At 56.5% G+C, this 12178-nt stretch carries 13 protein-coding genes; 5 read left to right on the top strand and 8 right to left on the bottom strand.

Features of this window, described 5'->3' with window-relative positions; all coding sequences use genetic code 11:
* Positions 1-64: 64 nt before the first annotated feature.
* The gene (locus OCA8868_RS11445; protein ID WP_093996691.1) at positions 65-364 is read left to right on the top strand and encodes a YciI family protein; all 300 of its coding nucleotides are present in this window, start codon (positions 65-67) and stop codon (positions 362-364) included.
* Between the two features lie 37 nt (positions 365-401).
* On the opposite strand, the gene pncA is transcribed toward OCA8868_RS11445, so the two are convergent.
* Positions 402-998, bottom strand: a complete 597-nt coding sequence (gene pncA, locus OCA8868_RS11450) for a bifunctional nicotinamidase/pyrazinamidase (RefSeq protein ID WP_093996692.1) — start codon at positions 996-998, stop codon at positions 402-404.
* A gap of 68 nt (positions 999-1066) precedes the next feature.
* Here pncA and OCA8868_RS11455 point away from each other — a divergent pair, with 68 nt between their 5' ends.
* The 4 genes from OCA8868_RS11455 (at position 1067) to OCA8868_RS11470 (ending at position 4046) form a co-directional block, all read left to right on the top strand.
* Positions 1067-1399, top strand: a complete 333-nt coding sequence (locus tag OCA8868_RS11455; RefSeq protein WP_245848196.1) for a hypothetical protein — start codon at positions 1067-1069, stop codon at positions 1397-1399.
* Positions 1400-1441: 42 nt separating this feature from the next.
* Entirely contained in the window at positions 1442-2353 is a 912-nt protein-coding gene (gene trhO, locus OCA8868_RS11460) for an oxygen-dependent tRNA uridine(34) hydroxylase TrhO (RefSeq protein ID WP_093996694.1), read from the top strand.
* Between the two features lie 70 nt (positions 2354-2423).
* Positions 2424-2738 carry a YciI family protein gene (locus tag OCA8868_RS11465; RefSeq protein ID WP_093996695.1) on the top strand — a complete coding sequence of 105 codons (315 nt, stop codon included), beginning with the start codon at positions 2424-2426 and terminating at the stop codon, positions 2736-2738.
* A gap of 60 nt (positions 2739-2798) precedes the next feature.
* Complete coding sequence (locus OCA8868_RS11470; RefSeq protein WP_093996696.1) at positions 2799-4046, top strand: aminotransferase class V-fold PLP-dependent enzyme; 1248 nt, start codon at positions 2799-2801, stop codon at positions 4044-4046.
* 57 nt (positions 4047-4103) lie between these two features.
* Here the strand turns inward: OCA8868_RS11470 and gyrB are convergent, their stop codons facing one another.
* The 7 genes from gyrB to OCA8868_RS16740 all read right to left on the bottom strand — a co-directional run bounded on the left by gyrB (position 4104) and on the right by OCA8868_RS16740 (position 12069).
* The gene (gene gyrB / locus OCA8868_RS11475) at positions 4104-6521 is read right to left on the bottom strand and encodes a DNA topoisomerase (ATP-hydrolyzing) subunit B (protein ID WP_093996697.1); all 2418 of its coding nucleotides are present in this window, start codon (positions 6519-6521) and stop codon (positions 4104-4106) included.
* 103 nt (positions 6522-6624) lie between these two features.
* On the bottom strand, positions 6625-7152 hold the full coding sequence (locus OCA8868_RS11480; protein WP_093996698.1) for a GNAT family N-acetyltransferase: 528 nt from the start codon (positions 7150-7152) through the stop codon (positions 6625-6627).
* Positions 7153-7155: 3 nt separating this feature from the next.
* Entirely contained in the window at positions 7156-8268 is a 1113-nt protein-coding gene (gene recF, locus OCA8868_RS11485; RefSeq protein WP_093996699.1) for a DNA replication/repair protein RecF, read from the bottom strand.
* Between the two features lie 48 nt (positions 8269-8316).
* A complete protein-coding gene (gene dnaN, locus OCA8868_RS11490) occupies positions 8317-9435 on the bottom strand; it encodes a DNA polymerase III subunit beta (RefSeq protein WP_093996700.1) in 1119 nt (372 codons plus the stop codon).
* 81 nt (positions 9436-9516) lie between these two features.
* Positions 9517-10857 carry a chromosomal replication initiator protein DnaA gene (gene dnaA, locus OCA8868_RS11495; protein WP_093996701.1) on the bottom strand — a complete coding sequence of 447 codons (1341 nt, stop codon included), beginning with the start codon at positions 10855-10857 and terminating at the stop codon, positions 9517-9519.
* Between the two features lie 551 nt (positions 10858-11408).
* On the bottom strand, positions 11409-11672 hold the full coding sequence (gene rpsT / locus OCA8868_RS11500) for a 30S ribosomal protein S20 (protein WP_093996702.1): 264 nt from the start codon (positions 11670-11672) through the stop codon (positions 11409-11411).
* 157 nt (positions 11673-11829) lie between these two features.
* The gene (locus OCA8868_RS16740; RefSeq protein WP_218822683.1) at positions 11830-12069 is read right to left on the bottom strand and encodes a hypothetical protein; all 240 of its coding nucleotides are present in this window, start codon (positions 12067-12069) and stop codon (positions 11830-11832) included.
* Positions 12070-12178 lie beyond the last annotated feature (109 nt).

Genomic DNA, 12178 nt, shown 5'->3' on the forward strand with positions numbered 1-12178 from the left:
TTTTTTGGCCCTATAGAACTCATAGATCATGCCTATAGTTTTCAAAAATATGGGAGAGAAGCGGATGACACGTTGGGTAGTTATTTTTCGAGATACGCCACAAATGTTGGATATTAGAAAGAAAAAGGAACTGCGCGACGCACATGTTGCCTATGCGAAGGATCATCCAGAATTGTTGATTGGTGGTGGTTTGAAGCCCGAGACGGATGAAGAATTTTGTGGTGCGCTTTGGGTAGTTGAGGCAGAAAACAAACCGCAAGTTGAACATCTGGTTGCCAATGATCCATTCTATTTTCCAGAGTATCGAACCTTCGAGATTTTCACGTGGGGAAAACTACTCGAAGACCAAACCGCAGTGCTCTGACGAGCCAAGAGCTATGGTAACTCTGGGCTCAATGCGGTCATTCGCGGATATCAACACCCACAGCCTTCATCCCCTCAATCGCTGCCGCCAAACTGCCGTCAAAATCAATCGCGCGGCAGAGGTCTGTGCGGACGGTGACGGTGAGGCCGAGGTTTGCGGCGTCTACGGCGGAGTAATTCACACAGAAATCTGTGGCGAGGCCCACCATCGTGAGCGTGTCGATGCCCCGGGTTTGTAGGTAGCCGAACAGGCCTGTGGGCGTTGTGTGATCGTTTTCAAAGAACGCCGAGTAGCTGTCGATCAAAGGGTTGTAGCCCTTGCGGATGATCATGTCGGCGGCGTCGGTGTTCAGATCCATGTGAAACGCCGCGCCGTTTGTGCCGATGATGCAGTGATCGGGCCAGAGGACTTGGGGGCCGTAGGGCATTTCGGTCATGCTCATCGGGTCGGCGTTGTGGCTGCTGGCAAAGGACGAATGGCCCGCTGGGTGCCAATCTTGCGTCAGGATCACGGCATCGAAATCGGGCATAATCGCGTTGATGCCTGTCACGATTTCATCACCACCGGTTACGGCGAGCGCGCCGCCTGGGCAAAAGTCGTTTTGGACGTCGATGACGAGGAGCGCGTGGGTCATGAAATCACCTTTCTTACGTGTTGCCCTTTCTTACGGTCCTTGATGCATGGGGCCAAGGGGTGGGTTCATTGATCCGCATCAAGGCGCAAGAACGGAAGCCTTTGTACACTGCGCCGGTCTTATTCTTGTCGGTATCGCTTGGCGCTGGGGGACATGATGCCGAAGACTGGAGAGCGCTAGACGGGATTGCGGTGGATCTTCAGGACGCGACCGGTTGGACACCATCCACTGTTGAACACGTGGCGGGTGCTTATCTGCCGTCGAAGTATGACCTGTTAACGCGAGTCATCATGCGGCGGATCATTGCAGCGAAGGACCCGGAAGCGGATCTCGGCAAGGATAAGGAATACACGGATTGGGATGCGTTAGGATCGAAACTGGATACGTGGTTAGCACCCTAACGGTGCTTGCGCTTAAACAAAGCTGATCGTATTTGGAGGCCCATGTATACAGTCGCAGCATTATATCATTTCACCCCGTTCAGTGACCCCGCCGCCTTGAAAGGGCCGTTGGCTGCCGTTTGTGCCGCAGGCGATGTTATGGGAACGTTGCTTTTGGCGCCCGAAGGTATCAACGGGACGATCGCGGGACCGCGCACGGGTATTGATGCCGTGTTGGCGCATATCCGCGCCCTACCCGGTTGTGCAGATTTCGAGTGGAAAGAGAGCGAGGCCAGCGTGCCGCCGTTCAACCGCATGAAGGTGCGCATCAAGCGTGAAATCGTGACGATGGGACAGCCGGATGTGGACCCAACGGTAAACGTTGGCAACTACGTTTCGCCGCAAGATTGGAACGAATTGATCAAGTCGCCGGACGTGGCGGTGATTGACACACGCAATGACTATGAGGTCGCGATTGGGACGTTTGATGGTGCAATAGACCCTGAAACTAAAAGTTTCGGTGAGTTTCCTGCATGGTGGGACGCCAACAAAGGGCGCTTCCATAATAAGCGGATCGCGATGTTTTGCACCGGCGGTATTCGCTGTGAAAAGTCGACGAATTATTTGCTCGGGCAAGGAGTTGAGGACGTGTACCACCTGAAGGGTGGGATCCTGAAATACCTTGAAGAGGTGCCACAGGAAGAAAGCACGTGGGACGGGTCATGTTTCGTATTTGATGCCCGTGTGTCTGTTGGTCATGGGTTGGAAGAAGGGCCGCATGTTTTGTGTTTTGCCTGCCGTCGTCCGTTGATGCCTGAGGACAAGAACCGCACTGAGTACGAACACGGCGTTTCCTGTCACCAGTGCGCGGGTGAAACGAGCGAGGCAGATAAAGAGCGGTTCCGCGAACGCCAAAAGCAGATCGCGCTTGCCAAGGAACGTGGTGAAATCCATGTGGGGCCGGCTGCGGGCTAGTTCCGTCGGATTTGTGCGACTCACCCAGTTGGGTGTTTAATGGTGTCCTTCATGTTTGGGAGGACTTGAAATGCCTAAATTCTTATTCGTTTATCATGGCGGCGGAATGCCGGAGACACCCGAAGAGGGTGCGAAGGCAATGGCTGCGTGGGCCGCTTGGTATGAAACCATGGGGGCGGCAACGGTTGATGGCGGCGCACCTGTCGGGCAATCCCACACCGTAAGCGCGAACGGCCATGTCGAGAACGGCGGCGCCAATCCGGTTTCCGGTTACACAGTGATTGAGGCCGCTGATTACGAAGCGGCCTGTGCCCACGCCAAGAACAACCCGATGGTTGTCGATGGCAGCGGGACAGTCGAAGTGGCGCAGATGATTGATCTTTAGTCGCGATTTTGCTGGTTTTCGGTGGGTCGATACGTTGAATTCATTGCAGGGAGACTTGTGATGATAGATGACGAATTGCTGACTGAGATCCGTGGGAAATTTGCCCATGTCGACACCTGCCCGTTTCAGGGTCCGCGTGTGTTTTTCGAGAACGCGGGCGGGGCGCTGACGTTGAAGTCTGTCGTTGAAACCTCAGCGAAATTCACCGGAATTCCAGATAATCAGGGGCGGGACAATCCTGCGTCACGTGCGTTGGTCGACGTTATCGCCAAGAGCAAAGAGGCGGCGCTGGACTGGTTTGGTGCGTCTGATGGAACGGTGTTTGTTGGCGAAAGCGGGACCGAGCTGTTGTTTCGGCTTATTCGTACGGCCGTTGTCGGGACAAGCGGCGGGGTGTTGATCGGGTCGACGGTTGAACATCCCGCGTCGCAATCGGCAATGGCCCATTGGGCGCAAAAGATGGGGCGTGATTATCGATTGGTCAGCCACGACGACACATTGGGTCTGGTCACCGCAGAGGCCTACGCTGATGCGGTGACGCCGGATACCAAGGTCGCGACGATCTTGCATACCTCGCCGGTCACGGGGATGGGCATGGATGTGGTGGCGATATCCAAGGCCATTCGCGCGGTCGCGCCTGAGATCTTCATCATCGTTGACGGCATTCAGCACGCGTCCCATGGGCTGGTAGATTTGGTAGCTGCGGACGTGGATGGTTACGTTGTGTCGCCCTACAAGGTGTTTTCGCGGCACGGGTATGGCGTTGCTTGGGTGAGTGAACGTCTTACGGACTTGGGGCCAGAGAACCTTGATGGCGGACCAGAGCGAAACTGGGAGATGGGAACGCGGGATACGGGTGCCTATGCGACGTTTCATGATGTCGTTGATTACTTTGATTGGCTCGGGTCGCAAGTCGGTGGTGGTGACACGCGCCGCGAACGCATTGAGGCCGCTGGTGCAGCAGTCAAAGCGCATGAAAAAACGCTGACAGATGCGATGTTGCATGGCACTGGCAACCTGAAAGGGTTGGCCGAGATGGAGGGCGTTACGATCATCGGCGGGGTCGATAACCCCGCGCGTGAGGGGTTGGTGTGCTTCTGGGCAGACAGCGTTTCCGCGCCGGATATTGTTGCTGCCTTAAACGCCGAAGGTGTGCGAACCCATGTGCGTAAAGCGGATCACTACAGCGGGAACATCCTGACGCCTTTGGGCCAAGACGCCGCCGTTCGCGTGTCTATGTGTCACTATAATTCAATCGACGAAGTTGCGCGGTTCCTGAGCGTGATGGCGCAGGTGCTTGACGCATAATCGTTTGCTTTTGTTTCGCAAATATCCCCGCCGGAAGCTCCGACGGGGTCGATTTTTCTAGAAGTCGAGGTGTTCGACGTTCAGGGCGTTATCCTGAATGAATTCGCGGCGCGGCTCAACAACGTCGCCCATCAGCTTGGTGAACAGATCGTCGGCTTCGGCTACGTCTTCGACGCGAACCTGCAACAGTGTGCGTGCGTCGGGATCAAGCGTGGTTTCCCAAAGCTGGTCGGGGTTCATTTCGCCCAGACCCTTATAGCGCTGCAGCGACAACCCGCGCTCGCCCTCTTCCAGGATCGCCTTTAGAAGGTCGAGCGGCCCGTAGATATTTTGCACGCGGTCCTTGCGGATCAGGGTCGCGGGAGTGTTGTAGACCTCTTGCAGGTGCTGGGTGAAGGACCCTGTTTTGCGGGCTTCGCCGCCGCGCAACATTGGGCCGTCAAGCGTGCGGACTTCTTCAACGCCGCGCAGGATGCGGGTTAGGCGCACGCCTTTGTCTTGCGTGATGCGACCTTGCCAGCCGCGTTCCCATTCGTTTGCAATCAGGTCGAGACGGGCGGCGACGCGATCCGCAACGCCCTGTAGATCAGATTCAACCGCACCAGAAACGAACGCGCCCGCGATGGCGGCCTGTTCAAGGATGTGGCGTGGATAATGCGTCGGGAAGGCGTCAAGCACGCGCTTTAAGCGGCCCGCCTCATCGACAACACGACGCAGGTCGGCGCCGACGATTTCTTCGCCATTGCCCTGCCGCAGCATTGCACCTTCGACGCCCTGTTCAGTGAGGTAATCATCCATCGCAGCTTGGTCTTTAAGGTACACTTCGGACTTACCACGGCTGACTTTGTAAAGCGGCGGCTGTGCGATGTAGAGATTGCCGCGCTCGATCAATTCCGGCATTTGACGGAAGAAGAACGTGAGCAGCAGCGTACGAATGTGCGCCCCGTCAACGTCAGCATCGGTCATGATGACGACTTTGTGGTAGCGTAGTTTTTCGATATTGAATTCGTCACGCCCGATACCGGTGCCCAGCGCCATGACGAGGTTGCCGATTTCCTGGGAGCCCAGCATCCGGTCAAACCGTGCCCGCTCGACGTTCAGGATTTTACCTTTCAGCGGCAGGATGGCCTGCGTTTGACGGTCACGTCCCGTTTGAGCGGAACCACCAGCGGAGTCACCCTCCACCAAGAAGACTTCGGTTTTGGACGGGTCTTTTTCGGAGCAATCTTTGAGCTTCCCTGCGAGAAAGTTCACATCCATCGCGGTCTTGCGGCGCGTCAGGTCGCGGGCCTTTCGGGCGGCTTCACGGGCGTGGGCCGCTTCAAGGATTTTGCTGACGACGGTTTTGGCGATCGCGGGATTTTCCTCGAACCACTCGGCCAGCTTCTCGTTCATTAGGGATTCCACCGCGGGGCGAACCTCAGACGACACGAGCTTGTCTTTTGTTTGGGACGAGAATTTCGGGTCCGGTACTTTTACCGACAACACGCAGGTCAGGCCTTCGCGGGCATCATCACCAGTGAAGTTGATCTTTTCCTTTTTGGCGATGCCGCTGGAGGCCGCGTAGTTGTTGATGGTGCGGGTCAGCGCAGCGCGGAAACCGGCCATGTGCGTACCGCCATCGCGCTGTGGAATGTTGTTGGTAAACGGCAGCACCATTTCGTTGTAGCTGTCGTTCCACCACATCGCGACTTCGACGCCGATGTCGTCCTTTTCGCCGATCACATAGATTGGTTCTGGGAGGATCGAGGTTTTGGAGCGATCGATGTATTTGACGAATTCTTTGACGCCGCCTTCGTAGAAAAGTTCCGTGCGCAGGTGTTCGGCAGGACGCTCGTCTTCGACGATGATGCGCGCGCCAGAGTTCAGGAACGCCAGTTCGCGCAGGCGCTTTTCTAGCGTTTCAAACGAGTATTCGCGGCTGGAGAATGTTTCGAGAGACGCCATGAAGCGCACTTCGGTACCCGTGCGGTCACCGCATTCGCCGACGACTTCAAGAGACTTGGTGGTGAAGCCGCCTTCAAAGCGGGCTACGTGTTCTTTGCCGTCGCGCCAGATGCGCAACTCAAGCCAGTCAGACAGCGCATTCACAACGGACACGCCAACGCCGTGCAGGCCGCCGGAAACCTTGTACGAGTTGCTGTCGAATTTACCGCCAGCGTGGAGCTGGGTCATGATGACTTCGGCGGCAGAAACGCCTTCTTCTTCGTGGATGCCAACGGGAATACCGCGCCCGTTATCGGACACAGAAACAGAGCCGTCGTCGTGAATTTTGACGTTCACAGCGTCTGCGTGACCAGCCAAAGCTTCATCAATGCCGTTGTCGACGACTTCATAGACCATATGATGCAAACCAGAGCCATCATCGGTGTCACCGATGTACATGCCAGGGCGCTTGCGTACCGCCTCTAAGCCTTTGAGAACTTTGATGGAATCAGCGCCATATTCTTCCGGTGTATTCTGCTCGTCGGTCATTACGGACCCTTTTTGTTAAGTTCCCAAATATATAGCGATTTGGCGTGGCAATGTCACGCATTTGGGCCATATTTTGTGGGTGAAAGCGGGGCTTTGGTGCGGGTTAGAAATTCCACCCAAGAAGGTCAAGCGGGGCGGCCTCATCCCACGGCTGATCGGTAAGGGGTAGAACCATTAGCGCCTGTGTTTCGCGAGTGATAACTTGACCTGTTTTGGCATAGTCTAGCGATGTGTAGGTGATGACATTTCCAACGGTTATAAACCCATGGCCAGCGTAGATCGGGCGGTCCCCGAACAGCACGAAGAACTTCGCTTGTGTGGATTCTGCGAAGGTAATTGCCGCCTTCAGAAGCTGGGTAGCGACCCCCTTACCGCGCGTTTCAGGGGCGGTGACGACCTCGGCCAAGCCACAGATCGTTGTGAGGTTCTCCCCAAGGCAAACATCCCGATAGCAGATCGCCATGTGGCCGATCATGGCGCCGCCGTTGCGGGCAATGATGCGCATGTGGTGGCGTTGCTGGTGATAGCTGCGTCCGCCGAAATCCTCAGCAAAGCCGCGCAGCAATAGATCGGCGATGCTTTGGTCATCAGCCGCGGTTAAGGCGTATTCGGGGATGCATTCGATCTGCATGAGTTACTCCACCAATTGAGAATGTGAGACACCATCAGACTCGTTGACTTCGACGTATTGAGCCCTTGGGCCCAGGTCTTCGAACAGATTTCGTTCGGTTCCTGTCATGAAGGCCTGCGCGCCCAATGTCGTGATTTCTGAATAAAGGGCGGCGCGGCGGTCAGCATCGAGGTGTGCGGCGACCTCGTCTAGCAGCAGGATGGGGGGCGCTCCGAAATCATCCGCCAAAGCGCGAGCGTTGGCGAGAATAAGGGAAATGAGAAGCGCCTTCTGTTCGCCAGTCGAGCAATCCTTTGCGGGAACGTCTTTGGCGGCAAAAACTGCGCCGAGATCCGAGCGGTGCGGACCGATGAGGGTGCGGCCTGCGGCCATGTCGCGGGAACGGCTGCCAGCAAAGGTCGCAAGCAATGCTTCGGGGTCTTCAAGTGCGTCGCACGCGGGGTCAGAATGCGTGAGGGATAGTGTAGCTGTTGGGAAGGCCGTTTCAGCGGCGGCCTGCGCGGTGGACAGCAATTCAAGCGCATGCGTTCGGTTACGGTGGATCTGTGCGCCGGACTCAGCCATCTGACGTTCCAGTGCTGCGTACCAATGGGCGTCGCGCACCATGTCCTTGAGGAGGCGGTTACGTTCGCGCATGGCCTTTTCGTAGGTCAGGACCGCTTCGGCGTGGAGCGGATCAAAGGACAGCGTGGCGCGGTCTAGGAAACGGCGGCGGCCTTCGGCACCTTCAATCCAAAGGCGGTCCATCGCGGGAATGAGCCAAAGGACGCGCCCGATGCGGCCTAGTGCGACCTGCGCGGCGGCTTTACCATCGATCTTGGTTTGACGGGACGCGCCATTTTCGGACCACGCTTCGATTTCATGCTGTTGGCTTAATGACGTGAGGTCGGCGGTAACTTTCCAGCCGAGCGCCTCTGGGCGGCGGGTCATGTCATCGGAACTTGCACGCCGCAGGCCACGGCCTGGTGACAGGATTGAAACCGCTTCGAGGATGTTGGTTTTGCCTGCCCCGTTCGGCCCATAGATGGCGACCGGACGCCCGTCGAGGTCCAGACTGGCCCGCTTATGCGAGCGGAAATGCGAGAAAGTGAGCCGAGACAGAAAAAGGGCCGACATTATGCGCGGCCCCTTTTCAAATTCTCAATCGTGAAGCGCACCGTGCGCTTATACCCGCATTGGCATAACGACGTAGATCGCGCTGGTGTCATTGCCTTCGCGCATCAGGGTCGGGTCGCCGGATGAGTTGAACATGAACACGGCATTCTCGCGGTCAACTTGGGATGCGATTTCGAGGAGGTACTTGGCGTTGAAGCCGATCTCGAGGCGTTCGTCGCCGTAAGCCACGGCGAGTTCTTCTTCCGCAGCGCCCGAGTCCGGTGCGTTGACTGACAGGATCAGACGGTCTTCGTCCAGCTGTAGTTTCACAGCACGGGACCGTTCGGAAGAAACGGTTGCAACACGATCAACGGCCTTGGCGAATTCGGCAGCGTCGACTTCCATTTTGCGGGTGTTCCCTTGCGGGATCACGCGGGTGTAATCGGGGAAGGTGCCGTCGATAACTTTGGACGTCAGGGTGATGTCAGGTGTGGCGAAACGGATTTTTGTCTCAGACACGGACACGGCGATTTCCATGTCGTCGTCATCCAGAAGCTTGCGCAACTCACCCACAGTTTTGCGCGGCACGATAACGCCTGCCATACCGTCAGCGCCCTCGGGCAGGTCAGCGTCGATGCGGGCCAAGCGGTGACCGTCAGTCGCGACGCAGCGCAATACCTTGCCGCCATCGGATTCGGAGACGTGCATGTAAACACCGTTGAGGTAGTACCGGGTTTCCTCAGTCGAAATCGCGAATTTGGATTTGTCGAACAGACGACGCAGGACTGGCGCGGGGCACGCGAAGTTTGCGGCGTAGTCGGATGTTGCCATCACAGGGAAGTCTTCCTTAGGCAAAGTCGCGAGAGAGAAGTTGGAGCGGCCTGCTTCGATGGTCAAACGGCCGGATGCGCTGTCTTCGGTCAGCGTCACAAGCGCGCCGTCTGGAAGTTTGCGGACAATTTCGTTCAGTGTCACTGCGGAGACCGTCGTAGCCCCTGCCCGTTCAACAACGGCTGCGGCTTTGTCGACGACTTCGATGTCGAGGTCTGTCGCGCGGAATGTGGCTTCGGCACCTTCGGCTTCGATCAATACATTTGCGAGGATCGGGATCGTGTTGCGGCGTTCCACAACGGATTGAGCTTGTGCCACGGCTTTAAGCAGTGTTGCGCGTTCGATGCTGAGTTTCATGGCTTGTCTCCGCTAGTGATGCCCGCAAGGTGTCGGGACGCCAAAACTAGCGGATTTTAGCCCATCCACAAGGGTTTAATGCTAGTCTTCGAGCGCGCGACGCAGCATTTCCAGATCATCGGCAATTTGGCTGTCAGATTGGCGTAGTTCATCAATTTTACGCACACCGTGCATGATCGTCGTGTGGTCGCGCTTACCGAACTTGCGGCCGATTTCGGGCAGGCTGCGGCTGGTGAGCTGTTTGCACAACCACATTGCGACCTGACGCGGGCGGGCCAGCGTGCGCGTGCGCTTTGGGCCGAGCATATCTGACAGGCGAATGTCGTAGTGTTCAGACACCTTGCGCTGAATTTCTTCGATGGTGAGTTTGCGATCAGAAGCACGCAGAATGTCGGAGAGGCAATCCTGTGCCATCTCAACAGAAACGGTGCGACCCACGAGGGACGCCAGCGCGTAAAGGCGGTTCAAGGCGCCTTCAAGAACGCGGACGTTGCTGGAAATGCGGTGCGCGAGGAATTCAAGAACGCCCGTGGCGATTTCGACGCCGGGGTAGACGTTGACGAACATTTCTTGCTTGGCATGCAGGATGCCGAGGCGGAGTTCGTAGTCTGTCGGGTGCAGGTCGACGACGAGGCCACACTGGAGACGGGATTTGATACGCTCGGACAGGTCGCGGATTTCACCAGGTGCGCGGTCAGCGGAAATGATGATCTGTTTGCCTTGGTCCACCAGCGCGTTGAACGTATGGAAGAATTCCTCTTGTGTGGATTCTTTGCCTTCAAGGAACTGGATGTCATCGACCATCAGTACGTCGACGGAACGGAAGTGCTGTTTGAAGTCCATCATCTTGCGATCCCGTAGCGCGGAGATGAAGCGGTAGATGAACTGATCGGCGGAGACGTAAAGCACGTTAAGGTCAGGGCGTTTTTCGCCGAGCTCGTGTGCGATGGCGTGCATCAGGTGCGTTTTACCAAGACCAACGCCGCCATAAAGGAACAGTGGATTGAAGGTGGTTGGACCCCCTTCAGCAACGCGTTTGGCAGCAGCGTGAGCGAGCTCGTTCGGTTTACCGACGACGAAGCTGTCGAAGGTGAAACGCTGATCGGGCTGCGCATCGGACTGAGCGTTCGCGGGTTTGCTTTCAACGGGTTTGGCCACGGGCTTGGCCGGAGTGTTAGCAGCACCTTCAACGTCAAACGCGAGGCGCTGAACGGCCATGCCATGACGGTTGAGGTGGTAGATGATTTGGTCGCCGTAAGTCTTGCCGACATAGTCGCCGACGAAAGGGCTTGGGGCGCCAAGACGTGCAACGCCTTCGGAAGCTGTCACGAGTGTCAGCGGTTCAATCCAACTTTTGTAATTGCCTGCGCCGATAGCCGCACGCATGTCCGATTTCACCTTGTCCCACTGCACGTTCGTCATACTGTCCCCGTTGTCCTGTTCTTAGTTGCTCGCGTGGCTGCCACCACCGTTAGCGCCCCATCTGTTCCCCGCAGCCCGCAAGATAGACGCACCGCAAATACCCTTGCGGAGGCTTGTCTTGCTTCTATGCGTTGAGCCCGCTGCACCAAGAGAAAACGTCTCGGAGACAGCAGGCGCTGGAGAATGAGCGGTCGACAGACTGCGCTAAAAGGCTCCCACACCTTCGCGCATCAAATTGTCAAAACATGGTTCGGTTCACGACCGTTTTGCACCAACCTACTGTTGTGTAGATCTCGGCGCTTTCCACGTTTTAAAGTACCACGCTCCCCCAGGAACAAAATGAATCACTCAGCAAAACTAGCCGTGTGTCGTGCTTCATTTCAACAGCGTTGATGGTCTTGACAGAGCTAGGGATGAAACGAATCTGATCAACCTTTGAATCTCAACGAAAAGTCGTAACCCATGGTGACAAAAATGAGACCGCAAAAACAAAAGGCGGCCCAGTGGACCGCCTAAAGTTGAAAAAATTTAAGAATCGGTAGGGCCCGAAATTAAGCGATCGCTTTAACGCGTGCGCTCAGGCGGGACATTTTGCGTGCCGCTGTGTTCTTGTGGAAAACGCCCTTGGAAACGCCGCGCATCAATTCAGGCTGGAGAGCGCGAACAGCTGCTGCTGCTGCTTCTTTGTCGCCGGACTCAATCGCTTCTTCAGCTTTGCGCAGGAATGTGCGGATACGGGAGCGGCGTGCTTTGTTTACTTGAAAACGTGCTTCGTTCTGACGTGCACGCTTTTTAGCCTGTGGAGTATTTGCCATGTGTTCAGTCTCTTTCGGTTCGTGTGTTCAAATTTCTATAACGCACGTCAGCCGCCGGGTTCACTGAACCGGTTGATTCGAGCCATAGCGGGCTACACGCGCATTTCAGCGCTGCGTATAGGCCGTAGCCTCGCGTATTGCAAACTTCTATTTCGCGTTAGGGAATGAAGGTCGATAGAAGTGACCGCAGCGTGGTTTCGAATGGGCCGTCTGCAACACCCGCAATGAGCGCGATCTGAGATTTGACGGTTTTCTTGAACGGCATCACGAGGGAACCATCGGCAACTGCATTTTCCAGAAGTGCTGTGTGACCGATCAGAACGCCGACGCCCGCCTTGGCCTCGTCAACAGCCATAGAATAGAGAGAGAAGCGTGGGCCGTCTTCGGGGCGAGCCAAAGGTGCGCGACGCTCGGGAGGGCGGGGATTGTAACAGTCCGGTCTTTTGAAATGTCGCGAAGGCTGCGAACGGCCAGCCCGAGTGCATCTGCCGCTGCGGCGAACCCAC

The sequence above is a fragment of the Octadecabacter ascidiaceicola genome (genome assembly GCF_900185015.1).
GTDB lineage: Bacteria > Pseudomonadota > Alphaproteobacteria > Rhodobacterales > Rhodobacteraceae > Octadecabacter > Octadecabacter ascidiaceicola.